Annotated in this window: 27 protein-coding genes; 10 read left to right on the forward strand and 17 right to left on the reverse strand. The window is 69.0% G+C overall.

Features of this window, described 5'->3' with window-relative positions:
* Positions 1-64: 64 nt before the first annotated feature.
* Genes purF through ASF20_RS09430 form a run of 4 tightly spaced genes read left to right on the forward strand, consistent with a single transcriptional unit; the run spans position 65 to position 3,937 of the window.
* Complete coding sequence (purF, locus tag ASF20_RS09415) at positions 65-1,555, forward strand: amidophosphoribosyltransferase (protein ID WP_056218966.1); 1,491 nt, start codon at positions 65-67, stop codon at positions 1,553-1,555.
* 7 nt (positions 1,556-1,562) lie between these two features.
* On the forward strand, positions 1,563-2,312 hold the full coding sequence (locus ASF20_RS09420; RefSeq protein WP_056273291.1) for an SDR family NAD(P)-dependent oxidoreductase: 750 nt from the start codon (positions 1,563-1,565) through the stop codon (positions 2,310-2,312).
* 41 nt (positions 2,313-2,353) lie between these two features.
* The gene (locus tag ASF20_RS09425) at positions 2,354-2,773 is read left to right on the forward strand and encodes a dihydrofolate reductase (protein ID WP_056273789.1); all 420 of its coding nucleotides are present in this window, start codon (positions 2,354-2,356) and stop codon (positions 2,771-2,773) included.
* Between the two features lie 36 nt (positions 2,774-2,809).
* Positions 2,810-3,937, forward strand: coding sequence for a carboxylate-amine ligase (locus ASF20_RS09430; protein WP_056273296.1), 1,128 nt, complete (start codon positions 2,810-2,812; stop codon positions 3,935-3,937).
* Positions 3,938-3,946: 9 nt separating this feature from the next.
* Here ASF20_RS09430 and der read toward each other — a convergent pair whose 3' ends face one another.
* The 3 genes from der to ASF20_RS09445 form a co-directional block, all read right to left on the reverse strand.
* Positions 3,947-5,305: a ribosome biogenesis GTPase Der gene (gene der / locus ASF20_RS09435; protein WP_056273299.1), complete on the reverse strand. Its 1,359-nt coding sequence runs from the start codon at positions 5,303-5,305 to the stop codon at positions 3,947-3,949.
* Between the two features lie 46 nt (positions 5,306-5,351).
* Positions 5,352-6,065, reverse strand: a complete 714-nt coding sequence (locus ASF20_RS09440) for a tetratricopeptide repeat protein (protein ID WP_056273302.1) — start codon at positions 6,063-6,065, stop codon at positions 5,352-5,354.
* A 120-nt stretch (positions 6,066-6,185) separates the two neighbouring features.
* Positions 6,186-6,794, reverse strand: coding sequence for an NnrU family protein (locus ASF20_RS09445; RefSeq protein ID WP_056273304.1), 609 nt, complete (start codon positions 6,792-6,794; stop codon positions 6,186-6,188).
* A 119-nt stretch (positions 6,795-6,913) separates the two neighbouring features.
* On the opposite strand from ASF20_RS09445, the gene ASF20_RS09450 reads away from it, so the two are divergent.
* Positions 6,914-8,098 carry a hypothetical protein gene (locus ASF20_RS09450; protein WP_056273307.1) on the forward strand — a complete coding sequence of 395 codons (1,185 nt, stop codon included), beginning with the start codon at positions 6,914-6,916 and terminating at the stop codon, positions 8,096-8,098.
* Here the strand turns inward: ASF20_RS09450 and ASF20_RS09455 are convergent.
* Entirely contained in the window at positions 8,082-8,993 is a 912-nt protein-coding gene (locus tag ASF20_RS09455) for a LysR family transcriptional regulator (protein WP_056273309.1), read from the reverse strand. The two genes, ASF20_RS09450 and ASF20_RS09455, sit on opposite strands and share 17 nt — an antisense overlap.
* Positions 8,994-9,093: 100 nt before the next feature.
* On the opposite strand from ASF20_RS09455, the gene ASF20_RS09460 reads away from it, so the two are divergent.
* On the forward strand, positions 9,094-10,092 hold the full coding sequence (locus ASF20_RS09460) for an aldo/keto reductase (protein WP_056273312.1): 999 nt from the start codon (positions 9,094-9,096) through the stop codon (positions 10,090-10,092).
* 9 nt (positions 10,093-10,101) lie between these two features.
* On the opposite strand, the gene ASF20_RS09465 is transcribed toward ASF20_RS09460, so the two are convergent.
* Both ASF20_RS09465 and ASF20_RS09470 read right to left on the reverse strand, forming a co-directional pair.
* Positions 10,102-12,678, reverse strand: coding sequence for an ABC transporter permease (locus ASF20_RS09465; protein WP_056273316.1), 2,577 nt, complete (start codon positions 12,676-12,678; stop codon positions 10,102-10,104).
* A 4-nt stretch (positions 12,679-12,682) separates the two neighbouring features.
* Positions 12,683-13,396, reverse strand: a complete 714-nt coding sequence (locus ASF20_RS09470; protein ID WP_244476365.1) for an ABC transporter ATP-binding protein — start codon at positions 13,394-13,396, stop codon at positions 12,683-12,685.
* A 194-nt stretch (positions 13,397-13,590) separates the two neighbouring features.
* On the opposite strand from ASF20_RS09470, the gene ASF20_RS09475 reads away from it, so the two are divergent.
* Together ASF20_RS09475 and thpR are read left to right on the forward strand one after the other, a co-directional pair.
* Positions 13,591-14,187 carry an arylesterase gene (locus tag ASF20_RS09475; RefSeq protein ID WP_244476383.1) on the forward strand — a complete coding sequence of 199 codons (597 nt, stop codon included), beginning with the start codon at positions 13,591-13,593 and terminating at the stop codon, positions 14,185-14,187.
* Positions 14,188-14,191: 4 nt separating this feature from the next.
* Complete coding sequence (gene thpR / locus ASF20_RS09480; RefSeq protein ID WP_056273320.1) at positions 14,192-14,731, forward strand: RNA 2',3'-cyclic phosphodiesterase; 540 nt, start codon at positions 14,192-14,194, stop codon at positions 14,729-14,731.
* Positions 14,732-14,751: 20 nt separating this feature from the next.
* Here thpR and coaA read toward each other — a convergent pair whose 3' ends face one another.
* The 11 genes from coaA to petA all read right to left on the reverse strand — a co-directional run bounded on the left by coaA (position 14,752) and on the right by petA (position 23,460).
* Positions 14,752-15,756, reverse strand: a complete 1,005-nt coding sequence (coaA, locus tag ASF20_RS09485) for a type I pantothenate kinase (protein ID WP_056219487.1) — start codon at positions 15,754-15,756, stop codon at positions 14,752-14,754.
* A 20-nt stretch (positions 15,757-15,776) separates the two neighbouring features.
* Positions 15,777-16,100 carry a phosphoribosyl-ATP diphosphatase gene (locus ASF20_RS09490; RefSeq protein WP_056218930.1) on the reverse strand — a complete coding sequence of 108 codons (324 nt, stop codon included), beginning with the start codon at positions 16,098-16,100 and terminating at the stop codon, positions 15,777-15,779.
* Positions 16,101-16,192: 92 nt separating this feature from the next.
* Positions 16,193-16,969, reverse strand: coding sequence for an imidazole glycerol phosphate synthase subunit HisF (hisF, locus tag ASF20_RS09495; RefSeq protein ID WP_056273323.1), 777 nt, complete (start codon positions 16,967-16,969; stop codon positions 16,193-16,195).
* Between the two features lie 17 nt (positions 16,970-16,986).
* Positions 16,987-17,745, reverse strand: coding sequence for a 1-(5-phosphoribosyl)-5-[(5-phosphoribosylamino)methylideneamino]imidazole-4-carboxamide isomerase (gene hisA, locus ASF20_RS09500; protein ID WP_056273325.1), 759 nt, complete (start codon positions 17,743-17,745; stop codon positions 16,987-16,989).
* 48 nt (positions 17,746-17,793) lie between these two features.
* Positions 17,794-18,456: an imidazole glycerol phosphate synthase subunit HisH gene (gene hisH, locus ASF20_RS09505; RefSeq protein ID WP_056273328.1), complete on the reverse strand. Its 663-nt coding sequence runs from the start codon at positions 18,454-18,456 to the stop codon at positions 17,794-17,796.
* A complete protein-coding gene (locus tag ASF20_RS09510) occupies positions 18,453-18,938 on the reverse strand; it encodes a DUF2628 domain-containing protein (RefSeq protein WP_056273793.1) in 486 nt (161 codons plus the stop codon). The genes hisH and ASF20_RS09510 overlap by 4 nt, the downstream gene beginning before the upstream one ends.
* 37 nt (positions 18,939-18,975) lie before the next feature.
* Positions 18,976-19,578 (reverse strand): imidazoleglycerol-phosphate dehydratase HisB, encoded by a 603-nt coding sequence (hisB, locus tag ASF20_RS09515; protein WP_056218915.1) that lies wholly within the window; start codon positions 19,576-19,578, stop codon positions 18,976-18,978.
* 97 nt (positions 19,579-19,675) lie between these two features.
* Positions 19,676-20,551 carry an S-methyl-5'-thioadenosine phosphorylase gene (locus ASF20_RS09520; protein WP_056273332.1) on the reverse strand — a complete coding sequence of 292 codons (876 nt, stop codon included), beginning with the start codon at positions 20,549-20,551 and terminating at the stop codon, positions 19,676-19,678.
* A 100-nt stretch (positions 20,552-20,651) separates the two neighbouring features.
* Complete coding sequence (locus ASF20_RS09525; protein ID WP_056273335.1) at positions 20,652-21,542, reverse strand: cytochrome c1; 891 nt, start codon at positions 21,540-21,542, stop codon at positions 20,652-20,654.
* Positions 21,543-21,564: 22 nt separating this feature from the next.
* Entirely contained in the window at positions 21,565-22,851 is a 1,287-nt protein-coding gene (locus ASF20_RS09530; protein ID WP_056218907.1) for a cytochrome b N-terminal domain-containing protein, read from the reverse strand.
* Positions 22,852-22,884: 33 nt separating this feature from the next.
* On the reverse strand, positions 22,885-23,460 hold the full coding sequence (gene petA / locus ASF20_RS09535) for a ubiquinol-cytochrome c reductase iron-sulfur subunit (RefSeq protein WP_056218904.1): 576 nt from the start codon (positions 23,458-23,460) through the stop codon (positions 22,885-22,887).
* A gap of 513 nt (positions 23,461-23,973) precedes the next feature.
* Between petA and ASF20_RS23935 the strand changes: the two genes are divergently transcribed.
* Positions 23,974-24,432, forward strand: coding sequence for a hypothetical protein (locus ASF20_RS23935; protein WP_156648000.1), 459 nt, complete (start codon positions 23,974-23,976; stop codon positions 24,430-24,432).
* A 193-nt stretch (positions 24,433-24,625) separates the two neighbouring features.
* On the forward strand, positions 24,626-26,815 hold the full coding sequence (locus tag ASF20_RS09540) for an ATP-binding protein (protein ID WP_056273339.1): 2,190 nt from the start codon (positions 24,626-24,628) through the stop codon (positions 26,813-26,815).
* Positions 26,816-26,817: the final 2 nt, after the last annotated feature.

The following is a 26,817-nucleotide window of genomic DNA, read 5'->3' on the forward strand; positions in this document are numbered from 1 at the left end:
ATGACGCCTTCTTGACGGTGCCCGCCCGGGATTCGCGCGGGGCCAAGCAGGGAACGACATCATCATGTCTGTAGCCAAGTCGAGCGCCCGCCCCCCTGTCGAGGTCGTGGACGGGCTCGACCGCGACGGCGACACGCTACGCGAGGAGTGCGGCGTGTTCGGCATCTTCGGCCATCCCGATGCCTCCGCCATCGTCGCCCTCGGCCTGCACGCCCTGCAGCATCGCGGCCAGGAGGCGGCCGGCATCGTCTCCTTCGACGGGGCGGTCTTCCATTCCGAGCGCCGGCCCGGCCTCGTCGGCGATTCGTTCTCGGATCGCTCGACCATCGAGCACCTCGAAGGGCCGGCCGCCATCGGCCACGTCCGCTACTCCACCACCGGCGGCACCATCCTGCGCAACGTGCAGCCGCTCTTCGCCGAACTCGCCAGCGGCGGCCTCGCCGTGGCCCACAACGGCAACCTCACCAACGCCCTCTCGATCCGCCGCGACCTCGTGCGCGACGGCGCCATCACGCAATCGACCTCCGACACCGAGGTGATCCTGCACCTGGCCGCCCGCTCCCGGGCGCCGCGCATCGTCGAGCGCTTCACCGAGGCCCTGCGCCAGATCGAGGGCGCCTACGCCATCGTGGCCCTGACAAACAAGAAGCTAATCGGCGCCCGCGATCCCATGGGCATCCGCCCCCTGGTGCTCGGCGAGCTCGACGGCCGCTACATCCTGGCCTCCGAGACCTGCGCCCTCGACATCATCGGCGCCAAGTTCATCCGCGACATCGAGAACGGCGAGATCGTGGTGATCTCGGAAGAGGGCATCGAATCGCTCCGCTTCGCCCCGGCCCAGCCGATGCGGCCGTGCATCTTCGAGTACATCTACTTCGCCCGGCCGGATTCGGTGGTGAACGGCAAGAGCGTCTACGCCGTACGCAAGAACATCGGCCACGAACTGGCCCGGGAATCGGCGACGGAGGCCGACGTGGTCATCCCGGTGCCGGATTCGGGCGTGCCGGCGGCGCTGGGCTTCGCCCAGGAGACCGGCCTGCCCTTCGAGATGGGCATCATCCGCAACCACTATGTCGGGCGCACCTTCATCCAGCCGACCCAGTCGGTGCGCGAGCTCGGCGTGCGCATGAAGCACTCGGCCAACCGCGCGGTGGTCGAAGGCAAGCGCATCGTGCTGGTCGACGACAGCCTCGTGCGCGGCACCACCTCGGTGAAGATCGTGCGCATGATGCGCGAGGCCGGCGCCCGCGAGGTGCATTTCCGGATCGCCTCGCCGCCGATCACCTACCCGGACTTCTACGGCATCGACACGCCGGAGCGGGAGAAGCTGCTCGCCGCCACCCACGATCTCGAGGGCATGCGCCGCTACATCGGCGCCGATTCCCTGGCCTTCCTGTCCATCGACGGCCTCTACAAGGCCATGGGCGAGGCGCGGCGCGACGAGGCCTGCCCGCAATACACCGACCATTGCTTCACCGGCGACTACCCGACCGGCCTGACCGATCTCGCCATCGCGGGACCGCGGCGCCTCGCCATGCTCGCCGAAGCCGATTGAGCGTCCGATGAGCGACCCGACCCAGCCGCTCGCCGGCCGCCTCGCCGTCGTCACCGGCGCCTCGCGCGGCATCGGCCGCGCCGCCGCCCTCGCCCTGGCCCAGGCCGGCGCCCACATCGTCGCCGTCGCTCGGACGCAAGGAGGCCTCGAAGAGCTCGACGACGCCATCCGGGGCGTCGGCGGCAGCGCCACCCTCGTGCCCCTCGACCTGACGGATTACGACGCCATCGACCGCCTGGGTGCGGGCATCCACGAGCGCTGGCAGCGCCTCGACATCCTGGTGGGCAATGCCGGCATCCTCGGCAACCTCACGCCGATCGGGCACGTGACGCCGAAGACCTGGGCGCAGGTGATGGAGATCAACGTCACGGCGAATTACCGCCTGATCCGCTCGTTCGATCCGCTGCTGCGGGCCTCCGATGCGGGCCGGGCCATCTTCGTGACCTCCGGCGCAGCCCAGAAGTGCCGGGCCTATTGGGGGCCCTACTCCGTCTCGAAGGCCGCCCTCGACGCCCTCGTGCGCACCTACGCGGCCGAGACCGCGACGACGCCCGTGCGAGCCATGCTGCTGAATCCCGGCCCCTTGCGGACCGCGATGCGCAAGGCCGCGATGCCGGGCGAAGACGAGACGACCCTGAAGACCCCGGAGGATCTCGCGCCGCACTTCGTGCGCCTGGCCAGCCCGGATTTTTCGGAGTCCGGCAAGATCTACGACTTCCCGAGCGACCGGATCCTGACGCCGCAGATGGCGTGCTGACGCCGGACGCCGTCCCTCCTCCTCCGTTCTTCGAGACCGCCATGATCGACGTTCGCTGCATCTGCGCCATCGGCCTTCGCGGACAGCTGGGCCTCAACGGGCACCTGCCCTGGGAGGGCAACACCGATCCGCTCTTCGTCGAGGACGTGACGCGGTTCTTCGCCGTCACCATGGGCCACGTCCTGATCGCCGGGCCGAAGACCATCGCGTCGGTGCCCGAATTCGCCTTCCGGGACCGGACCATCGACGTCATCCGCAGCCACGAGGACCCGCAGGCCGTGCTGGCGCGCTATCCCGGGCGGCGCATCTTCGTGGGCGGCGGCATCGCGGTCTGGAACGTCTACGCCAAGTATATCCAGCACTGGGACATCACCCGCCTGCCCTACGACGGCGAGGCCGACCGCTGGTTCGACCCCGCCTGGCTCGTGGGCGGCCCCGCGCGGGCACAAACCGGCGCCTGACGGGTTGAGGGGAGCCACCCTTCCACAAGGCTCCCGATGACCTCAGCCCCTTACCGCTTCGGCATCGAGGAAGAGTACTTCCTGGCGGATGCCGAGACACGCGGCACCCCCCGTCGCTCGGTGAAGCCCTTCCACGTCCAGGCCGGCGAGGAATTGCCCGAGATCGGGCGCGAACTGCTCCAGTGCCAGGTGGAGGTCTGCACCCCGCCCTCCACGGACTTCGCGCAGGCGCGGGACGTCCTGTCGCGCCAGCGCTCGGCCCTGGGCAAGCTCGGGCGCGAGCACGGCCTCCTCGTGTTCGCGGCGGGCACGCATCCGGTGGCGGACTGGGCGCGCCAGCTTCCCACCAAGGGCGACCGCTACCGGGGCATCCTGCGCGACGTCGGCCTCGCCGGGCGCCGCAGCCTGATCTGCGGCATGCACGTCCACGTGGAGGTGCCCGATCCCGACGCCCGCGTCGACCTGATGAACCGGCTCCTGCCCTACCAGCCGTTGCTCCTCGCCCTCTCGGCCTCGTCGCCGTTCTGGCAGGGCAAGCCGACGGGCCTCAGCGCCTATCGCCTCAGCGCCTTCGGCGAGTTGCCCCGCACCGGCCTGCCCGATCTCTTCGCCGACACGGCCGCCTACGACCGCTACGTGCGGATCATGACCCGGGCCGGCTCGATCCAGGATGCGAGCTTCATGTGGTGGTCGCTGCGCCCCTCGATCAAGTTCCCGACCCTCGAATTGCGGATCGCCGATTCCTGCACCCGGCTGGAGGACGCGCTGACCATCGCGGCGCTCTACCGCTGCCTCGTCCGTCTGATGGTGCGCCGGCCGGAGCTCAACGCCGACCTCGACGGCGTCTCCCGGGCGCTCGCCCAGGAGAACCTGTGGCGGGCCCAGCGCAGCGGCACCGAGGCCGAGCTGATCGACGAGGCGAGCGAGGAGGCCCTGCCCTTCGCCCGGGCCCTGGACGATCTCCTCGTGCTCATCGCCGAGGACGCCGCCGCCCTCGGCTGCGAAGCGGAGGTGACGCAGGCCCGCCGTATCCTCGCGGACGGCACCAGCGCCGAGCGCCAGGCGGCCACCTTCGAGGGGGCCCGCGACGGCGACACCTCGAACCGCCAGGCCCTCGATGCCGTCGTGGATTGGCTGGCGCAGACGACCTGCGGCGCGGCCTGAGCCCGAGGCTCAGCCCTTGTTTTCCCGGTCGAAGGGATTCTTCGAGGTGCGCAGGGACAGCCGGATCGGCGTACCGGGCAGTTCGAACGCCTCGCGCAGGGCGTTGACGAGGTAGCGGGTGTAGGATTTCGGCAGGCCGTCGAGCTGGTTGCCGAACAGGGCGAAGTGCGGCGGCCGCGCCTTCACCTGGGTGGCGTAGCGGATCTTGATCCGGCGGCCCGACACCGCCGGGGGCGGGTTGCGCTGGGTGGCGGCGCTGAGCCAGTCGTTGATCCGCGAGGTGGAGACGCGGGTGCTCCAGATCTCCTCGGCGTTGGTCACGGCCTGCATCAGCTTGTCGATGCCTTCGCCGGCGAGGCCGGAGAGCGGCACCACGGAGACGCCGCGGACCTGCGGCAGCAGGCGGGTGCAATCTTCGCGCAGCTTCTTCAGGAGGCCGTTCTGGTCGGCCACGAGGTCCCACTTGTTCAGGCCGATGACGAGGGCGCGGCCCTCGCTCTCGATCAGGTCGACGATGGTCAGGTCCTGCTTCTCGAACGGAATCGTGGCGTCGAGGAGCACCACCACCACCTCGGCGAAGCGCACGGCGCGCAGGCCGTCCGAGACCGCGAGCTTCTCGAGCTTGTCGTCGATGCGCGCCTTGCGGCGCATGCCGGCGGTGTCGTGGAGCTTGATCCGGCGGCCGCGCCATTCCCAGTCGAGGGAGATCGAATCGCGGGTGATGCCCGCCTCCGGACCGACGAGCAGGCGCTCCTCGCCGAGCATCCGGTTAATCAGGGTGGACTTGCCCGCATTGGGGCGGCCGACGATGGCGACCTTGAGGGAGCGGTTCGACGGATCGTCGTCGTAATCCTCGTCCTCGTCGTCGGGCTTGGGCAGATTCTCGATCAGCGCGTCGTGCAACTCGCCGATGCCCTCGCCGTGCTCGGCCGAGAACGGGATCGGGTCGCCGAGGCCCAGGGAGAACGCCTCGTAGGCGCCCGACAGGCCCGCGCCCCCTTCCGCCTTGTTGGCGATGAGGATCACCGGGCAGCCAGCCCGCCGCACCATCTCGGCGAAGGGCTGGTCCGCCGGGAGCACGCCCGCGCGGGCGTCGATCACGAACAGAACCACGTCGGCCTCGAGGATCGCGGCCTCGGTCTGAGCGCGCATGCGGCCGATCAGCGAGCCGGGATCGGCCTCTTCGAGGCCGGCGGTGTCGATGATGCGGAAGACGAGACCACCGAAATTGACGTCGCCCTCGCGCCGGTCGCGGGTCACGCCGGGGCGGTCGTCCACCAGGGCGAGCTTCTTGCCCACGAGGCGGTTGAACAGGGTCGACTTGCCGACGTTCGGCCGTCCGACGATCGCGACGGTCGGCATATCCATGGTGTGCTCGTTTCGATCAGGCGTCCGTGAGAAGCGGGTCGAGGGCTCAGCGCGTGACGGGTGGGGGAGCGGCCGGGGCGGCGGGGGCCGCAGCGGTCACGGTGACGGGTCCGCCGGCCACCAGGGCCGCGTAGACCTCGATGCGCTGGCGCAGGTTCTGCGGCGTCTGCGGGTCGGCGTTGATCTGGTCGAACCAGCGCCCGGCGCCGTCGTAGTCGCCGCGCTTCAGGGCGACGAGGCCCAGCATCTCGCGGGCGGTGTGGCGGAAGGGGCCGTTCGGCGCGGCGAGGCCCTGGAGCGTCGCCAGGGCGGCGTCGGGCTCCGTTCCGTCGAGGCGCAGCAGGGCCGAGCGCAGGCGGGCGAGGTCACGCAGGCCCGTGCTCACGCGGGTGTCGTTGGCCAGCGCGTCGTACTCGGCGGCCCCGGCCTTCGGGTCGCGCTTGGCGGTCTCCGTGGCGGACCGGAAGCGCGCCAGGAGGGCGTAGCCGGACGGTGCATCGCCCTCGATCGCCTCGAAGGCCTTGTCGGCTTCCGCCGCCTTGCCCTCGCGGGCGAGGCGGTTGGCGACCTCGAAGCGCTCGGAGGCCGCCTCGGCGCGCACGCGCTGGTCGTGCTGCCAGTAGCGCCAGCCGCCGACGGCGACCACCACGAGGACCGCCAGGGCGATGATCACGCCGCTGTAGCGGCGCCAGATCTCGGCGACCTGATCCCGGCGATAGTCCTCGTTGACCTCGCGGATGAACTCGTTGTTTTCGGCCATGTCGTCTCACGCCGATCGGGAACCGAGCGGCCGCTGCATGAAGATGAAGGCTTGCGCCTATCACAGGCGCGGGCGGTTGGCGACCGGCTTCGACGCGAGGCCCTTCGGTCCGGACGCGTCTCAGGCCTGGCCCGGCCAGGCGGCGACGCCGATCAGGAGCGGATGCAGGTAGCGCGCGAACGCGAACCAGACGCCGAGGCCGATGACGACGGCCAGGGCATCGTTGCGCCAGCCCGCCGGTGCGGCGGCGGGGCCGCCATGCTGCGCGGCCACGGCCCCGGGGGCGAGGGCCCGCCGCTTGGCGCTGATCCGGGCCATCACCGCCCAGGCGAGGAAGCTGCCGAACAGCAGGATCGAGCCGAGGTCGCCATTGGCCAGCAGGTGCGCGGTGGCCCAGATCTTCACGGCCAGCAGCATCGGGTGCTTGGCCCGGGCGCGGATGTGCCCCGGCAGGTAGGCCGAGGCCAGGGCGACGAAGGCCAGGGCGGTGAGGAGCAGGGCGAGGTGGCGGGTCCAGACCGGCGGGTCCCACACGGCGATGTAGCCGGACTGGCGATAGAGGTGGAAACCGTAGGCGATCAGCACGAGGCCCAGGAGGGAGGCCAGGGTGTAGGCGAGCTTGTAGCGGCCCTCGCCGACCTGATCGATCACCCGTGCCCGCCGTGCCCGTGCCATGGAGAAGGCATGCGTGCCGAGGAAGAGCACGAGCCCGAGGATGAGGAGGAGCATGGAAGGCCTTCGCGGGAGGGCGTCGGGGATCTGTGGACAGGGCCGGAATCGGATGCGTGCGCACAATCGAACTGTAACGGTTCAAAACCCAATCTGCGGCCGATGTCCAGGGACCCCCGATGACGCGCCCCCCTCCCCTCGCGGCCCGGCTCCTGCTCGCGCTGGTCTGCCTCGGCGGCCCGGCGCGCGCCGCCGCGGAGCCGCCGCTCTCCGCCCTGACCCTGGTCGGCCCCCCGGTGGTGATGTTCAAGGCCGGGCGCGACGCCTGCGATGGGGTCGACGTGCCCGACGCCTCGGCCCGCGCCTTCCGCGAGGCCTCCGGCGCCGTCGCCCTGTTCGGCATGCACTACCGGAACCGCGCCTTCCGCGGTCCCCGCCTCGACGCCCTGAAACTGGACTGCGCGGTGGTGCTCGAATCCGGCGGCAAGGCCGATCCGGCCGCCTACGACGACGCCTCGTGGATCACCGCCACCTGGACCGAGGAGGGCCGCGCCGTCGCCGCCCTGGTCCACCACGAGTACCGGGCCAATGAGCATCCGGGCCGCTGCCGCGCCAAGGAGTACATGGCGTGCTGGTACAACAGCGTGGTGGCGGCCGCCTCGACCGATGGCGGACGCAGCTTCACCCGCGCGACCCCACCGGTGGTCGTGGCCGGCGCCCCCTTCCGCCAGGAGGTCGGGCAGGGCAGCCATCGCGGCTTCTTCAATCCGTCGAATGTCTTTTCGGACGGGACCTGGCGCTACTTCCTCGCCTCCACCACGGGCTGGACACAGCCGGGCAGCGACCAATCCGCGGGGGTCTGCCTGTTCCGCACCCGCGATCCCGCCGACCCGACGCAGTGGCGCGCCTGGACCGGCACCGGCTACACGGCGGCCTTCCCCGACCCCTACGCGAAGCCCGCCAAGGCGGCGGCGACCTGTGCGCCGGTCGCGCCGTTCCCGACACCGGTCGGGGCCGTCGTGCGCCACCGGGGCAGCGGCGCCTGGATCGCGGTCTTCATGGCCAAGGCCGGGCCGGGCTTTCCGCAATCCGGCTTCTACTGGACCACCTCCCGCGACCTGCTGGACTGGGACACGCCGCGCCTGCTCCTGGCCGGCGCCACCCTGTACGACGATCCCTGCCGGGCGCCCGGCGGACTCATCGCCTATCCGTCGCTGCTCGATCCCGAGGCGCAGGGGCGCAACTTCGACGACACCGGCGACACGGCCTTCCTGACCTACGTGACCCTGCGCACCGAGGGCTGCACCATCACCTCCGACCGCGACCTTCTCCGGCGCAACCTCGCGATCAAGGTGTGGCCGTGAGCCCCGCCTCCGGCCGCCGCACGAGGTCGATGAAGGCCTGCAGCGGCGGGGGGATCTGGCGCCGGCCGGCATAGTACAGGAACAGCCCGGGGAAGCTCGGACACCAGTCGGGCATCAGGCGGACGAGCCGACCGGACGCCAGGAGGTCGGCGACGCTGTCCTCGAAGACCAGGCCGAGGCCGAGCCCCGCCAGGGCCGCCTGCACGATCATCTCCTGTTCGTTGACGACGAGGGGACCGTCGACGGAGACCGCCAGCGCCCGCCCGTCCTTCTCCAGTTCCCAGCGATACACCGCACCGCCGGGAAAGCGCTGCCGGATGCAGCGGTGCGCCACGAGATCGGCCGGGCTCTCGGGCGTCGGCCGTCCGGCCAGATAGGCGGGGGCGCCCACCAGGGCGAAGCGCCGGGGCCCTCCGAGGGGCACCGCGATCATGTCGCCGGCCAGGTGCTCGCCGAACCGGACGCCGGCATCGAACCCGCCGGCCACCACGTCGGTCAGCGCATCGTCCCCCACGACCTCGACGCGGACGCCGGGATAGAGCGCGAGGTACCGCGCCACCAGCGGCATCAGGACGAGGCGGCAGGCCGAGCGCGGCGCGTTGATGCGCAGGGCGCCACCGAGCGTGGCGCGGAACGCGCCCGCGGCTCCGACCGCCGCGGCGATCTCGGCCAGGGCCGGCCCGATCCCCGCGAGCAGGGCCGCCCCCGCCTCGGTCGGCGCAACGCTGCGGGTGGTCCGGTGGAGCAGACGCACCCCCATCCGGGTCTCCAGGCCCCGCAGGGCGTGGCTCAGCGCGGAGGGGGACACCCCGAGCTCGAGCGCGGCCCGCCGGAAGCTGCCGTGCCGGGCGATGGCCGCGAACGCCGCGAGGTCCGCGAGGTCGGCCCGCTGCATTAATGAGCCTCGCTCAACGGTTCGTCCAGGAGTGTCGATCTTATCGCCGATCCGGCCCCATGGCACACCGATGCGGCGAATTTCGAACCCAGGCACCGCGATGCGACACCACCCCCTCGGCCAGACCGGCCTCACCGTCTCCGTCCCCGGCCTCGGCTGCATGGGCATGTCCGAATTCTACGGGCCGGCCGACGAGACGGAGTCCCTCGACGCCCTCGCGGCGGCCCTCGACCTCGGCTACGACTTCCTCGACACCGCCAACACCTACGGGCTCGGCCATAACGAGACCCTGCTGGGCCGCTTCCTGAAGGGCCGCCGCGACCGGGTCGTGCTCGCCACCAAGTTCGGCATCGTCCGCCCCTCCCACAGCCCCGACGACAGCGCGAAGCGGCGGATCGACAACACGCCGGCCTATCTCACCGCGGCCTGCGAGGCGTCGCTGACCCGGCTCGGCGTCGAGACCATCGATCTCTACTACTGCCACCGTCGCAACCCGGAGACCCCGCTAGCCGAGATGATCGGCGCGATGGCGCGCCTGGTCGAGCAGGGCAAGGTGCGCGGACTCGGCCTGTCCGAGGTCTCGCCCGAAACCCTGCGGGCCGCCCACGCGATTCATCCGATCGCGGCGGTCCAGAGCGAGTATTCGCTGTGGAGCCGGAGAGCCGAGGACGAGATGCTGCAGACCTGCCGTGACCTCGACGTCACCTTCGTGGCATACGCACCGATCGGACGCGGGTTCCTAACCGGCACCCTCGATCCGGCGCGGCTCGCCGCGGACGATTTCCGCCGGGGAAATCCGCGCTTCCAGTCCGACGCCCTGGCCCGGAATCAGCGTCTGCTCGACGGGCTCGGCGCCATCGCGGCGCGCCGGAACGCCAGTCCCGGCCAGATCGCCCTCGCCTGGCTCGTCGACCGGGCACCGGGCGTCGTCCCGATCCCGGGGACGCGGCGGGTGGCCCGCCTCGCCGAGAACGCCGCGGCCATGGACCTCGCGCTCACCCCCGGCGAGATCGCCGAGCTCGACGGGCTGTTCCCGCCCGGCGCCGCCGCCGGCGCCCGTTATGCCGAGGGAGGAACCGCCGGCATCGAGGTTCTGTGACGACCGCCGTCAGAACTGGCGCAGATACGGCGCCGGCTTCTGGCCGAGGATCCGCCAAGTCCCTGCCAGACCGAGGAGAATCGCGAAGGCGACCGCGAGGGCCGCCGCGAGGATCGCCCCCGACAGGTCGAGGGTGAACTCGAGCTTCATCACCCGGGTGACGATGACCCAGCCCGCGAGGGTGCCGGCGGCGAGGCCGAAGATCGCCGTGGCGAGGCCGAGGGCGCCGTATTCGAGGGTGTAGGCCGCCAGCAGCCGGCCCCGCGTGGCGCCCAGGGTCTTGAGCACGACCGCGTCGTAGAGCCGGGCGCGGTGCCCGGCCGCGAGGGCGCCGGCCAGAACGAACAGGCTCGCCACCACGGCGACGCCGCTGGCGCCCCGAATGGCCAGGACCAGCTTGGCGACGATGTCGCTCACGGCCTCCAGGGCCTCCTTCACCCGCACGCTGGTGACGGAGGGGTAAGCCTTTGCCACGTCACGCAGAATTTCCGCCTCTGCCTTGGCGTCGGGTCCGCTCGGCAGGGTGAGGGTCGCTAGATCGGAGTGCGGCGCCCCCCGGAACGTCCCGGGCGAGAACACCATGACGAAGTTGATGCCGAGCGAGCGCCACTCGACCTTGCGCAGGTTGGCGACCCTGGCCGTCAGCGTCCGCCCCAGGACGTTGACCGTCACGTTGCTGCCGACGGCGAGGTTGAGCTTGCCCGCCAGTTCGGCATCGAAGGACACGAGCGGCGTCCGAGCCTCCTCGGCGGTCCACCAGTGACCGCCGACCAGAGACGAGCCCTCGGGAAGGTCGTCGGCGTAGGTGATGCCGCGGTCCCCGTCGAGCACCCAGGCGGCATCCTCGGGCGCCTTGATCTCGCCGGCCGGAACGCCGTTCAGGGCGGTGATCCGACCGCGCATCATCGGAACGCGTTCGATCTTCGCCCCCGGCGAAAGGCCGCCGAGGAAGGCGTGGAAGGCGTCCGCATCGCTCGACGGGATATCGAGGAAGAACAGGTTCGGCGCCTTAGCTGGCAGGGAATTCGTCAGCGTTCGCCGAACGTTGGCGTCGATCAGGCTCAGGGTGACGAGAAGGGTCACGCCGAGGCCAAGGGAGAGCACGATGGCGGGGGTGAGCGCCCCCGGCCGATGCAGATTCGCCAGGGCCATGCGGGGAGCCGCCATGCGCGGGCGCGGGAGGCGTCGCGCCACCGCCATCAGCCCGAGGGCGACGAGGCGCAGCAGCCCGAAGGCGAGGCCGGCGGCGACGATGAAGACGAGCGCCAGGCGCCGGTCGAAGGCGGTGACCAATGCCAGCCCGACCAGCCCCATGAGGGCGGCCGCCAGGATCAGGCGATAGCGCAGACGGGTGCGGGCGGACCCCGGATCGACCACGTCCCGGAACAGCCCCGAGACGGGAATGTCGTGGGCGCGCCCCAGGGGCAGGATGGCGAAGGCGAGCGCCGTCAGGAACCCATAGGCCGCCGCAAGAGCGAGCTCGCCGGGTGCGAGGGTCGGATTCAGCGGCAGCGGCAGGGCATCGTGGAACAGCGCATCGAGCCCGAAGGGCAGGAACGCGCCTACCGCGAGGCCGATCGCGATCCCGAGGCCCGCGATCAGCAGGACCTGGGTCAGGTAGAGCACCACCACCTGCCCGCCCGGCGCACCGACGCTCTTCAGGGTCGCGATGGAGCCGCGTTTTCGCTCGACGAAGGCCGCGACCGCATTGGCGACCCCGACGCCGCCGACGATGAGCGCCGTCAGGCCGACCAGGGTGAGGAACTGGGTGAAGCGCTCGATGCTCTTGGCAAAGCGCGGATCGGCGTTGGTGCGCGCCCGCATCTCCCAGCCCGCATCCGGAGCGGCCTTGGCGATGGCGGCGGCGCGCGCCTCGAGATCGGCGTCTCCGACCCCCGGAATCTGCAGGCGATAGCTCCAGCGGTTCAGGCTGCCCGGCCGGATCAGGCCCGAGGCCGTCAGGGCCTCGTGCGTGATCAGCACCCGGGGGCCGAAACCGATACCGTTGGCGATGCGATCGGGCTCCGACACGAGAGTGGCGCGGATCGCGAACGGCCGGCCCGCAATGGTGATCCGGTCACCGACCTTCAGGTCGAGGCGGGTGAGCAGGGCCGGATCCGCCACCGCGCCGGCAGCGCCGTCGCGTTCGGCCAGGAGATCCGCGAGCGGTTCGGCCGGATCGGTGACGAGTTCGCCGGTGGTGGGGTAGTCGGCGCCCACCGCCTTCAGCTCGACCAGGGCCGCGCCGGTCTCTCCGGCCACGGCCATGGCGCGCAGGGTCGTGACCACGGAGACGCGACCCTGCGCGTCGAGGGCGGCGCGCTCCTCGGGCGTCGCCTCCCGGTTGATCAGGCTGTAGGTGAGATCGCCGCCGAGGATGCGCGCCCCCTCGCGGCCGAGACCGTCGGTGAGGGAGCGCGAGATCGAGGCGACGCCGGCGATGGCCGCGACGCCGAGGGCGATGCAGGCGAGGAACACGGTGAAGCCCGCCAGCCCGCCGCGCAATTCGCGAAGCGCGAGGCGCAGGGTGAGTGGAACGTGCCCCCCTGAGGAACGTCCGCTCGGGTTGGGAAGGGTGCCATGCATCGGGTCAGGCCTGGACCGGCACCGGCGCTTCCACCCGGCCAGAGCGGAGGCGGACGGTGCGGTCACAGAGACGCGCGAGGCCGGGGTCGTGGGTGACGAGGACGAGGGTCGCGCCGCGGTCGCGCTTCAGGGCGAAGAGCAGGTCGACGATCTGGCGACCGGTCGCCTCGTCGAGGTTGCCGGTCGGCTCGTCGGCCACGAGGATCGCGGGGTCGGGCGCGATAGCCCGCGCGATGGCGACCCGCTGCTGCTCGCCACCCGAGAGCTGGGCCGGATAGTGGTGCAGGCGGTGGCCGAGCCCAACCGCCTCCAGCTCGACCTGTGCCCGGCGGTGCGCGTCGGGCTGGTCGGCGAGTTCGAGGGGCAGCGCCACGTTCTCCAGGGCGGTCATCGTCGGGACGAGGTGGAAGGCCTGGAACACGATGCCGATGCGGCGCCCGCGAAAGCGCGCCAGGGCATCCTCGTCCAGACTTCCGAGATCGATACCCTCAACAAGGATGCGACCTGAATCCGGCCGTTCCAGGCCCGCCATGACCATCAGCAGAGTCGATTTGCCGGAGCCGGAGGGACCCACGAGACCGACCGCCTCGCCCGGCGCCACATCGAGGGAGATGCCGCGCAGGACATGGACGCGCGCCGCCCCACGGCCGAGGCTGAGGTCGATGTCGGAGAGGGCGATGGTCTGCGCCGTCGGCGCAATGGGGTTGTCGGACTTCAACGGGCGACCGATCTGTGTGCAGCTGTCGTCATCGTGACGGCGGGCAAGGTGGATGCAAGGGTCGGGGTTGTGATCGAATGGGTCTGTGTGGAGTCTCACGCCTCGCCGATATGGTCCGCTCACGGGCGGCGCGCCATGCCGGGCTCGGCCTCGCCGCTCTGATGACGCTCTTTGCCGCACTCGGGCTCGGCACGATGCCATCGCACGCCACGCCCGACGTGCCGCCGGTGAAGCTGGTGGCCTTCGGCGACAGCCTGACCGCTGGGTATCGCCTGCCCGCGAACGCGGCCTTTCCGGTGGTGCTGGAGCGGGCCCTGAAGGCACGCGGACGCGTCGTCACGGTGGCGAATGCGGGTGTCTCGGGCGACACCACGACCGGAGGCCTTGATCGCCTCGACTGGTCGGTCCCCGACGACACCAACGGCGTCATCCTCGAACTCGGCGCCAACGACATGCTGCGCGGCACCGACCCGGCGGTAACCCGCAAGGCCCTCGATGCGATGATCGAGCGGCTCAAGGCACGCGGCATTCCCGTGCTGCTTGCGGGGATGAAGGCCTCCCCCAACCTCGGGCCGGACTACGCCGCGCGCTTCGACGCGATCTACCCGGACCTCGCCAAGCGCTACGACCTCGTCCTGTACCCGTTCTTCCTCGACGGCATCGTCGGCGACCGGCAGGCCCACCTGGACGATGGCCTGCATCCGAACGCCAGGGGCGTCGAAACGATCGTGGCCGGCATGTTGCCGACGGTCGAGACCTTCCTCGACCGTCTCCATCCGCAGGCGCGCTGAGCCCGTGCCCCGCCTATTCACCGGCCTCGAAGTTCCCCCCGACCTCGCGCAGGCGCTCGCCCTGAAGCGCGGCGCTCTGCGCGGAAGCCGCTGGATCGAGCCCTCGGACTATCACATCACCCTGCGCTTCCTCGGCGATGTCGAGATCGACCTCGCGGAGGCGCTGCACGAGCGCCTGATCGAAGCGCGACCCCGGTCCCCCTTCCCCGTGACCCTCGACGGTATGGCGAGCTTCGGCGGCGACAGGCCGCGTGCGATTCTCGCCACGGTGCTGCCAACCCCGGAGCTTCTCGACCTTCAGGCCGAACAGGAGCGTCTCGCCCGTCAGGCCGGTGCCGAGCCGGAACGGCGCAAGTTCACGCCGCACGTCACGCTCGCACGCCTCCGACGCGAGGCCGGCGCGGAGGATGTCGCGGCCTATCTGGGCGAGCGCGGCCTGTTCACGCCCCTCACCTTCACGGCGGAGCGTGTGACGCTGTTCTCGGCGCGGGAATCGAAGGGCGGCGGTCCCTACGTGGTCGAGGCAGCCTACCCGCTCGGATAGGGAACGGGCGCGTGGAGACGTCAGAGGCGGCGCAGTGCCACCGACTCGATGCGGTGGCTGGCCCCCTTGGCGAGGATCAGGCTGGCCCGCTGCCGGGTCGGCAGGATGTTGTCACGCAGGTTCGGCAGGTTGATGGTCGTCCAGAGCGTATCGGCGATCTCGATCGCCTCGGATTCCGTTACCTCGGCGTACTTTCGGAAATAGGAGAGCGGATCGCGGAAAGCGGTCTGGCGCAGGCGCAGGAAGCGATTGACGTACCAGCGGTGCAGGTCGTCCTCGTGGCCGTCGAGGTAGATCGAGAAGTCGAAGAAGTCCGAGACGAACGGGATCGCGGTGCCGTCGCGGGGCAGGCGCGCCGGCTGCAGGACGTTCAAGCCCTCGACGATGAGGATGTCGGGCGATTCGATGATCCGCTCCTCGCCCTGCACCACGTCGTAGACGAGGTGAGAGTAGAGGGGCGCCGCGACACGCTTCTTGCCGGCCTTGATGTCGGTGAGGAAGCGCAAGAGCGCTGCTGTGTCGTAGCTTTCGGGGAAACCCTTGCGCTCCATCGCGCCCATCCGCTTCAGCTCGGCATTGGGCAGCAGAAAGCCGTCGGTGGTGATGAGGTCGACCTTGGGGGTGTTGGGCCAGCGCGCGAGCAGGGCGGCGAGGACGCGGGCGGAGGTCGACTTGCCCACGGCCACAGATCCGGCGAGGCCGATGATGTAGGGTACCTTCGTCTCGTGCTCGGCGAGAAGGAATCGCTGGGTCGCCTTGAACAGGCCCTGCGTCGCTGCCACGTAGAGTGAAAGCAGCCGTGAAAGCGGCAGGTAGATCGCCTCCACCTCCTCGACCGAGATCGGATCGTTGAGGGATTGCAGGCGCGCCACCTCCTCCGCTGCCAGGGTCAGGGGGGTGTCGGCACGCAGCTGAGCCCATTCTTCGCGGGTGAACAAGCGGTAAGGCGACAGCCGCTCCGAGCCCTGGCCGGTGACTGGGTCCTGGCCCCGGGCGGTCGGGCGTTCGATCACGGCAGGCGGCATCGTGAAAAGCGATTCGGCGTTCACGCGGGGCTCCGGGAGGCCTTCTCCGCGATCCCGCTCTGAACCGTGCGCCGCTCGAGCTCGGCCAGCACCTCGTTCAGAGTCACGCCACCGGCCCGCAGCAGGACCAGGAGATGGTACAGCACGTCCGCGGCCTCGCTGACGAGGCCGGATCGGTCACCCTGTACGGCGGCGATCGCCGCCTCGACCGCCTCCTCGCCGAGCTTCTTGGCCGGTTTGGCCGGGCCGCCGGCTAGGAGCTTTGCGGTGTAGGAGGTCTCGGGAGACGCTGCCGCACGATCCGCGACGAGGGCTTCGAGATCGCTGAGAGTGAACTGGGTCATACAATCCTGGTCCCGGCGAACCGGGCCTATCGTGCCGTGCAACCAAACGTGCGGCACGATGGATCATGACGCAAGGGCTGCGAAGGTCCGCCTCAGAGATCGAGGCGCATGGAGAGACCGGCCGCGGCCATGTGGACCTTGGCCTCGGATACCGTGTGCTGCCCGAAATGGAAGATCGAGGCCGCCAGAACCGCACTGGCACCGCCTTCGCGGACTCCCGCCACCAGGTCGTCTAGGCCGCCCACACCGCCCGAGGCGATGACCGGCACCGTGACGGCATCAGAAATGGCCCGCGTCAGGCCGATATCGTACCCGGAGCGCATCCCGTCGCGATCCATCGAGGTCACGAGCAATTCACCGGCGCCGCGGGCCGTGACGGTGCGGGCGAAGGCGATGGCGTCGATGCCGGTAGGGTTGCGCCCGCCATGGGTGAAGATCTGCCATTCCGGCGCTTCGCCGGGACCGGAGGTCCGCTTGGCATCGATCGCCACGACGATGCACTGGCTACCGAACTTTTCCGCACCGCGGGCGACGAAATCGGGATCGTTCACGGCTGCCGTGTTGATGGAAACCTTGTCGGCCCCGGCCAACAGGAGAGTGCGGATATCCGCCACCGTACGGATGCCACCACCGACGGTGAGCGGCATGAAGCAGGCTTCCGCCGTTCGGCTGACGACGTCGAGGAGCGTCCCGCGATCCTCATGGCTCGCCGTGATGTCGAGGAAGCAGAGCTCGTCGGCACCAGCCGCGTCGTAGGCCTTGGCCGCCTCAACGGGATCGCCGGCATCGCGCAGTTCCAGGAACTGGACGCCTTTCACGACACGGCCGTCCTTGACGTCGAGGCACGGGATGATGCGAGTTTTGAGCACGAATAACCTCGGATGCGTCAGGCCGCCGGAGCCGCATCGGGCGCACCGGTCGCGCGCCGGATGGCCGCCAGGGCCTCGCGCGGGTCGATCCGCCCGTCGTAGAGGGCACGGCCCGTGATGGCGCCGGCGAGGAGCGCGCAGTCCGGTTCCAGGATGCGGTGGACGTCATCGATCGAGGCAAGGCCACCGGAAGCGATCACCGGGATGGTCACCGCGCTAGCAAGGCCGAGGGTCATCTCGATATTGAGGCCCTTCAGGATGCCGTCGCGGGCGATGTCGGTGTAGATGATGGCGGCAACGCCCGCGTCCTCGAAGCGACGCCCGAGTTCCTCCGCCGTCATGCTGGAGGTGGTGGCCCAGCCCTCGACCGCGACGCGGCCGTCCTTGGCGTCGATGCCGACCGCGATCTTGCCCGGATAGAGGCGGGCGGCCTCGCGCACGAAGGCGGGATCGCGCACGGCGGCAGTGCCGATGATGACGCGGCTGACGCCTTTAGCGAGCCAGGCCTCCAGGGTCCGCATCTCGCGGATGCCGCCGCCGAGTTGCACCGGAAGCTTGGTCCGCGCCAGGATCGCATCGACGGCATCCGCGTTCATCGGCGCGCCCGCGAAGGCGCCGTCGAGGTCGACGATGTGAAGCCAGGAGAAACCCTGCTCCTCGAAGACCGCCGCCTGGGCCGCAGGATCGTCGCTGAACACGATGGCCTGGGCCATGTCGCCCTGAACGAGGCGTACACAGCGCCCTTCCTTGAGATCGATGGCCGGAAACAGGATCACGCGTCGGTTCGCTTTCGGGTGGGACGGGTCACAGGTGGGGTCTGCGCCTCAGGGACGCCAGCGGAGGAAGTTGGCGAGCAGTGCGAGGCCGAGCCGTTGGCTCTTTTCCGGGTGGAATTGGGTGCCGGCGACGTTGTCGCGCGCCACCATCGCGGTGACCGAACCGCCGTAATCGCTGTGGGCGACGCGATCTTCCATCCGCTCAGGCGAGAGCGCGTAACTGTGTACGAAGTAGGCGTGCAGTCCGCCCTCGCCCGTCGGGATCTCCGACAGCAAAGCGTGTGGCCGGTCGATCTCGAGGGTGTTCCAGCCCATGTGGGGTACCTTGAGGCCGGAATCGTTCGGCTGGATCGGACCGACATCGCCGGGAATCCAGCCGAGGCCCGCGGTCGTGTCGTATTCCAGGCCCCGCGTCGCCAGGAGCTGCATGCCGACGCAGATGCCGAGGAACGGGCGACCCCGCTCGTGCGCCGCATGGGTCATCGCCTCGACCATGCCAGGTACGGCGTCGAGACCGCGGCGACAATCGGCGTAGGCGCCGACGCCGGGCAGCACCACCCGGTCGGCCTTGGCGACCGCCTCGGCCTCGCTCGTCAGAACGATGCGCGTCGCGTCGAGGCCGGCCTCCCGAGCCGCCCGCTCGAACGCCTTTGCGGCGGAATGCAGGTTGCCCGAGCCGTAATCGATGATCGCGACGGTCTCTGCACTCACCGCCGACCCTCGCTGAACGGGAACATGCCGATGGCAAGGTCACTCGGCGGCACCGAGATGCCGATATGGGGCGCCGGTCCGGTGCGCCCTGTGGAAACACCGTCTTGCCAGCGTGCAGCAGCCTTCATTTCGGCCTCCTCAGCATTCGCGGCCGTCACGGCGTCGCGCACCGGACGCCCCGCCCGGGCGTAGGTCCACCGTCGGAGGGACGAAGCCTCCAGTCCGATCAGGAGCGAAACGAGGACTGTTATGACAAAACCGGCGATCGGCGTCAGCCCAAGGAACCGCCCCCCGAGCGCCACCACGGCCAGCAGCGCCAGAACACCGAGGCCGGCGAGCCAGAGCCGGTGAAAGAAGAACCAGAGCGGCCCGAAAGCGAAAGCCGGCCAGGAGAAGCCATCCGGCACGAGGTGCGCCCGCTCGAGACCGTGTGCCTCGCCGACGAGGGCCCCCTTCGCGGGGTGCAATGTGTAGGTGCGCATCACGTCTAGCATCCTCCCTGCCGACCCAACGGGCGGATCAGAGCGATCCCTTGGTCGAGGGAACACGGCCGCCCTCGCGGGGATCGATCGACACTGCGTGCCGCAAGGCGCGGGCCAAGCCCTTGAAGCAGCTCTCCGCGATATGGTGAGCATTCTCACCGTAGAGCGTCTCGACATGCAACGTAATGCCAGCGTTCATGGCGAAGGCCTGGAACCACTCGCGGACGAGTTCCGTATCGAACTGTCCGATTTTTTCGACCCGAAACTGGGTTCGGAACACGAGGAACGGGCGGCCCGAGATATCGATGGAGACCCGCGTTAGGGTCTCGTCCATCGGCAAATGGATGTCGGCATAGCGGCCGATGCCGCGCTTGTCCGCGAGGGCCTGCGCGAAGGCCTGTCCCAGGGCGATGCCCGCATCTTCCACCGTATGATGGTGATCGACATGGAGATCACCCGTGACCGCCACGTCGAGGTCGAACAGTGCGTGACGCGCGAACAGCTCAAGCATGTGGTCGAAGAACCCGACCCCCGTCGAGACTTGAGCCCGCCCCGTCCCGTCGAGGTCGAGCGCGACCTGCACGTCGGTCTCCGCTGTCTTGCGGCTGATGCGGGCGGCGCGCTTGGCCTCGTGGGTCACGGTTCGGTTCCGGTTTGGGGAAGAACCCGCCTTCTAGAGGGAAGACTGGGTCGCGGAAAGGGTGGACGGAGCCGATTTCACCGGCGCTCCCGGTTCCTCAGCGGTGCAGGACTCGGCCCGCCACCGCGTCGAGCTTGGCGAGTAGGGCTGGGTCGCGCTGCGCGGGAGCGGTCATGATGGCGCCGTCGAGGGCGTGCTCCGTACCGACGGGGCAGGGCTCGCGCTCGGCCGGGAAATCGCGGGCGAGACGGGCGACGAGGCGCGCGGCCTTGTCGGCATTGGCTCGCGCCACCGCCACCACGGCAGCGACGTCGACGGCATCGTGGGTCGGGTGCCAACAGTCGAAATCGGTCACCATCGCGATCGTCGCATAGGTGATCTCGGCTTCGCGGGCGAGCTTAGCCTCCGGCATGTTGGTCATGCCAATGACGTCGTAGCCGAGCGCCTTGTAAGTGGTCGACTCGGCATAGGTGGAGAATTGTGGACCCTCCATGCAGACATAGGTCCCGTCGCGATGGACCGCGATATTCTCCGCCTGTGCCGCCGCAGCGATGCGCGCCTGCAGTGTCGGTCCGACGGGATGCGCCAGGGAGACGTGGGCGACGCAGCCATCACCGAAGAACGAACCGGCGCGGCCGTGGGTGCGGTCAACGAACTGATCGACGAGCACGAAAAGACCGGGATGCAGCTCGGCTTTGAACGAGCCGCAGGCCGAGAGCGAGACGAGGTCGGTGACACCAGCCCGCTTCAGCACGTCGATGTTCGCGCGATAGTTGATACCCGATGGCGAGAAGCGGTGCCCGCGGCCGTGGCGGGCGAGGAACACCACCTTCGTCGCGCCGATGCGACCGATGCGCAGCGCGTCTGAAGGCGCGCCCCAGGGGGATTCGATCCGCTCCTCGCGGACATCCTCCAGGCCGGGCAGGTCATAGACCCCGGACCCGCCCATCACGCCGAGCACCGCTGCCGTCATCCCCATCTCCAAAAGTTTGCGCCGGTCGCCCTTCCCTGGGACGCCGGCGCGGGTCGTGTCAACGGAGGACGGGCAGCCCAGAAGGACCGCCCGAACCGGATCAGTAAGTCTTGTGAAGTTCGGGCTGGAGACCGTGGACCTCGCCGCCGACCTTCGCCCAGATCTTCTTCTTCACGTAGTAGAGCAGACCGGAGAGCACGAGCAGGAACAGGATCACCCGTAAGCCGAGAGCCTTGCGCGCCATCATGTGGGGCTCGGCCGCCCAGGCCATGAACGCCGCGACGTCGCGGGAATACTGCTCCGTGGTCTCCGGCACCACCGGCTCGCCCTTGTCGTTCTTCGCGTAGGTCACCTGCCCATCGCTGATCGGCTTCGGCATCGCGATGAGGTGACCGGCATAGTACTTGTTGTAGTAGGTGCCAGCCGGAATCTCCTTGCCGGCCGGCGGATCCTCGTAGCCGTTCAGGAGCGCGTGAATGTAGTCAACGCCCTGCTCCGAGAAGCCGATGAACGGCATCGCGTCGAAGACGAACCACGGGAAGCCGCGCTCGTAGGTGCGGGCTTTGGCCAGCACGGAGAAGTCCGGCGGCGCCTTGCCGCCGTTGGCGGCGGCCGCCGCCTTCTCGTTCGGGAAGGGCGACGGGAAGGCGTCGGCAGCGCGGGCGGGACGGTCGACGTCCTCGCCGGCATCGTTCTGCTCCTTCACCTTGTACTGGGCGGCAAGTTCCTTGACCTGCCCGGTGGTGAAGCCAGGCCCCCCCTCCTCCGAGAGGTTGCGGAAGCGCACCAGGCTCATGCTGTGACAGCTCGAGCAGACTTCCTTGTAGACCTGAAAGCCGCGCTGAAGCTGAGCTTGGTCGAAGCGGCCGAAGGTGCCGGCGAAGCTCCACTTCTCACGGGGCGGATGGGGAGTTCCCTCATCCGCCGACGCGACGGTGATGCTCAGGACAGCCGCGAGCAGGGTTGCGGCGAGGACGCGGGTCGTTTTCATGGTTCTCAAAAGTCCCCTGCCTTCAACCCTTGGAGGACGGTGCGGCTGCGGCGCCGACCGGCATGCCGGACCCGCCCACCTGCTTTCCGGGACCCGTCACCGTCTCGAGGATCGAGCCCGGAAGAGCCTTCGGCGTCTCGAACAGGCCGACCAGCGGCATCACGAGCAGGAAGTGCAGGAAGTAGTAGGCCGTGCAGATCCGGGCGGCGATGACGTAGCCACCCTCCGGCGGCTTGGCGCCGAGCCAACCGAGCACCACGCAGACCACCACGAACAGCCAGAAGAACTGCCGGTAGATCGGGCGGTAATTACACGAGCGAACCCGGGACGTATCGAGCCAAGGGGCCAGGGCCAGGATGAGCACGGCGCTGAACATCAGAATGACGCCGCCGAGCTTGTCCGGCACGGCGCGCAGAATCGCGTAGAACGGCAGGAAGTACCATTCTGGAACGATGTGGGCGGGCGTCACCGCCGGGTTGGCCGGCACGTAGTTGTCGGCGTGGCCGAGATAGTTCGGCTGGTAGAAGATCCAGTAGGCGAAGAAGGCGAAGAACACGACCGAGGCGAAGACATCCTTGATCGTCGCGTAGGGCGTGAAGGCCACCGCGTCCTTGCCCGACTTGATCGGAATTCCAGCCGGATTGTTCTGCCCCGTCACATGCAGCGCCCAGACGTGCAGGATCACCACGCCGGTGATCATGAACGGCAGGAGGTAATGCAGCGAGAAGAACCGATTCAGCGTCGGATTGCCGACGGAGTAGCCGCCCCAGAGCAGGCTCTGGATCGTGTCGCCCACCACGGGGATCGCGGCCAGGATGTTCGTGATGACGGTGGCACCCCAGAAGCTCATCTGGCCCCACGGCAGGGTGTAGCCGAGAAAGGCGGTCGCCATCATCAGGAGGTAGATGATCACGCCGAGGATGTAGAGCACCTCGCGCGGCGCCTTGTACGACCCGTAATACAGCGCCCGGAAGATGTGGACGTAGACCGCCACGAAAAACATCGATGCGCCGTTGGCGTGCATGTAGCGCAGCAGCCAGCCGTAGTTCACGTCGCGCATGATGTGCTCGACGGAGTTGAACGCATTAGCGGCCGACGGGTCGTAGTGCATCGCCAGCCAAACGCCGGTGACGATCTGCGACACCAGCATGGCGATCAGGATCGCGCCGAAGGTCCAGAAGTAGTTCAGGTTCCGCGGCACCGGGAAGGAGACGAAGGACGAATGCACCAGCCCGATCAAGGGGAGGCGCGATTCGAACCACTTCGCCAAGGCGCTCTTGGGAACGTAGGTATTGCCGTGTCCGCTCATGGGGCGACCCGCTCCAAATCCTGTTTCAGGGTGTCAGGCGACGGCCTTGCCGCCCTCCTCGCCGATCCGGATCTTGGAGTCCGACTCGAAGACGTAGGGGGGGATCGGTAGGTTCGTCGGGGCGGGACCCCGGCGTACCCGGCCCGACGTGTCGTAGAGGGAGCCGTGACAGGGGCAGGACCAGCCCTCGTACTGTCCTTGATGGCCGATCGGCACGCAGCCGAGATGCGTGCAGTTGCCGTAGACGACGAGCCACTTGGCGTGGCCTTGCTTTACGCGAGCCGAATCGGGCTGCGGATCGATCAGATCAGTGAGCTTCACCTCGGAAGCTTCCTTGATCTCTTTCTCGGAGCGACTGCGCACGAAAATGAGCTTGCCGCGCCAGAACACGTTGACGATTTGGCCTTCCTGAATTGGCGTCAGGTCGACTTCGAGGGGTGCGCCGGCCGCGATGGTCTCGGCATCGGGCGCCATTGAGGCGACGAAGGGCCAAGCCAAGGCACCGGCCCCGACGGCCAGTCCCGCGCCCGTCGCGAGGAACATGAAATCGCGACGCGTGCCGTCCGGCGCGCCGTGGGAGCTGTCGGGATCGGCTGCCGTGTTCGCCAAGTGTCAAACTCCAAGCATGATTGCGCCGGGCGACCCTGATCCCAACCCTGCGTCCAGGGCCGGCCGGGACCTTAGAGGCTTTAAAAGGGATGTCATCCCGGCGGGACGGAAGCACCATCCCACATGATTGTGCAATGCGACCCCGCGTCACCCGAAGTCAAGGCGCGAAGCCTTTCAGAACGCGCGGTTTCTATTCGTGGAGCGACCCCGTCGCGGGGGTGGCGCAGGAAGACCACAGAAGACATGCGCACACGCGCGGACCAGCTCGAATCCCGCCGGCGGCCATGCACATGCCGGGGGTATCGACAGCGGCACTGCACTGGGTGGAATTTGGAAGAATATCTCCGACCGCCGGTTCCGCGGGCGGACGCTGTCCAGCGGCGTGCCGGCTCGAAGAGCTCGCATTGCAACCGGCACGAGCTCTCGATCCGAAAGCGGCGCTGACTTTACGCGCTCCGGTTGCATGCCTTCCGCCGATCCTTCACCTTACCCCGCCTGGGCGCGATCGGCCGGATGGAGTACCTCGGCCGGACTGACTCGACAGCTCTGTCGGGGCACTCGGTCCGGGCAGAAGCGCCGAAAGATTCGATGGATACCCCTGATCTGCAGTCCCCGCCGGCCGTGCTGCTGCGCATCGTCGCCGCCCCGGTGGTCTTTTCCTGGCGGACGACGCCACGTCTGCGGATTGTCGGCGGAACTCCTCCGATCATCGCGGCGAACCTCGCGGGCGGTGAGGTTGAGTCGCATCCGAATGCTACGGAAAGCGTGACCCGCTGGAGCGCGTTCCGGACCGTCGCAGGCACTGACGTGGCGATGATCCTCGAAAACGTCGTCGCGGACGCGGCGGTACGAAAGGGCCTACCATCCTGTTCCTCTTCCGCCGCGCGCTCTCGTTTCTCCTCGTCGTCTCGGGAGCCGCCCCGCGGGTCTCAATTGACGGCAGGGCGATCGCCACCGATCCCCTCGCGGTGAGCACGATCTCGAAACACGCTCAGCCGACGACCATGGCGGGAGCCGCAGGCGCTCGCCTGGCGGAAGGTATAGGATGGTTCTACTCGCGACATCGGACGGCGCAGTTCGGAGGTGCGACGTGAAGGGAGCACTCCAAGGGCTTCAGGTCATCGGACGGATGCTCCAGCGCAGAAGGCGTGATGCGCCAAAGCGGGTGCTTCTCGACGCCGAGGTCCTGCGCGACGCGTTCGAGGCCTTTCCGGATCCGCAATTCATCGTCGCGCTCCGACCCGGCGACGAAGTTCGGCTCGAGGACTGGAACGCAGCGGCGCGAAACCATCACGACAGCGCCGATGCCATGGGTCGCGCATTTGCCGATCTGCTGCCTGCAAGTCAGGCGGCGCTGTTGCGCGCCGGCGTCGAGCGGGCGGCCACGACGGGTGCGAGTCTTCGCATTCGGAGCGAGGCCGCGGGTGTCGAAGGTCAGAACGCGTACGAAGCGACCTTCGTCCCGCTTCGGGTGACAGGTGCGCAGGCAGATCGACGGGTCATGGTCAGCCTACACGACCTCGGACCCTCGAGGCAGGTGGACTCCGGGCCGCCGGGGCCCGATCGGCTCACCGGCGAGGCCGGGTCTTCGGCTCTTCGAGGACAGGGGTCCATCGAATCCGATCCCGACCGCCCCCCCACCGAATCGGCTTCGAAGCAAATCGGATCGGATCGCCGCCCCGCTGAGGCGCCCCCGGCTTCCGTTCGAGCGGATCTGATGGAGTGGCGGCCCGCGGATGAGCGCGTGCGGGAAAGCGAGGCGCGCTATCGCCTGTTGGCCGACTACACCTCGGACCTCATCGTCCTCGACGATGTCAGCGGCCGACATCTCTACATCTCGCCCGCGGTGACGAGCATGCTCGGCTACACCGTGGACGAGGCCAACCGCATGGGTCTTCGGACGCTCGTCCATCGGGAGGACATCGCAAACCTCTCGGCAATTCTGCATGCTCTTGGGCTCGGGCAGCCGACCGGATCGGTGATCTACCGGATGCGGCACCGTTCCGGGCATGACCTCTGGGTCGAGGCCGCCTTTCGGCGAATTGAGGAGCAGGGCGAGATCCAGGTCATCCAGGCGATCCGCGACGTCACGCAGCGACAGAGACAGGAGGCCGACCTGCACAGCGCCCGCATCGCAGCCGAGGCCGCCGTGCGTGCGAAAGCTGAATTCCTGGCCACCATGAGCCACGAGTTGCGCACACCGTTGGCGGGCATCCTCGGCGTGCACGACCTTCTCCAGGGCGATGCCAGCCTCAACCGAAACCAGGCACGCCTCGTCGGTCTCGCGCAGGAAGCGGGGCGCTCGCTCCTTACCATCGTGAACGACATCCTCGATGTCTCGAAGATCGAGGCCGGTCGCCTCGTGATCGAGTCACTCCCCTTCAGCCTGGCCGGGCTGATCGAGGGCTGTCGGGAGCTCAGCGTCGAGATCGCACAGGGCCGCGAGATCCGCGTTGCCACGCAGATCGGACCTGATGTCCCGGACTGGGTCCTGGGCGATCCGACCCGATTGCGCCAGGTCATCCTCAATCTCACCGCCAATGCCATCAAGTTCACGCCCCAGGGCTCCGTCACCATGCGCGTGGCCTGGAAAGCGGCACCGAACGTCGGTCCGAGGCGGCGACCGGCCCTGCGGATTGAACTCGTGGATACCGGGATCGGCATCCCGGAGGATGCCCTGCCCCACCTGTTCGAGCGTTTCGCGCAGGCGGACGGATCGATCTCGCGACGCTATGGTGGAACCGGTCTCGGACTCACTATCTGCAAACGCCTGGTGCACCTGATGGGCGGCGAGATCGGTGCGCTGAGCCGGGTCGGCGAGGGCTCTACGTTCTGGTTCGAGGTGCCGCTGCGGCTCGCCGAGGCGGAGAACGATGTCGAGCACTCGCGGCTCGCCACTCTCAGCCGACCATCGCCGCAGCGCTGGCGCATCCTGTTGGCGGAAGACAATTCGATCAACCAGGAGATCATCGGGACGGTGCTGCGCCACAAGGGTCACACCGTCACGGTGGTGGATGACGGAGAGCAGGCGGCGACGGCGGCCTTCGGCCACGAACGCCCGGACCTGATCCTGATGGACGTGCAGATGCCGGGACTGGACGGTCTTGCAGCGACCCGCGTGATCCGCTCCCGGGAGCGGCAGGAAGGGCATTCTCCCACCCCGATCATCGCACTGACCGCCAATGCCATGCCCGAGGAGATGGAGCGGTGCCGCGCCGCCGGTATGGACGCACATGTCGCGAAGCCGATCGAGTGGCCGATGCTGTTCGAGACCGTCGAGCGCCTGGCGGCGCGGGTCGAACCAGCCGCCCGCGAGGACATGCTCGCCCTCATAGAGGAACGCCCCGCCCCGTGAGG

The sequence above is a fragment of the Methylobacterium sp. Leaf88 genome (assembly GCF_001422795.1).
In the GTDB taxonomy this organism is placed as follows: Bacteria; Pseudomonadota; Alphaproteobacteria; order Rhizobiales; family Beijerinckiaceae; genus Methylobacterium.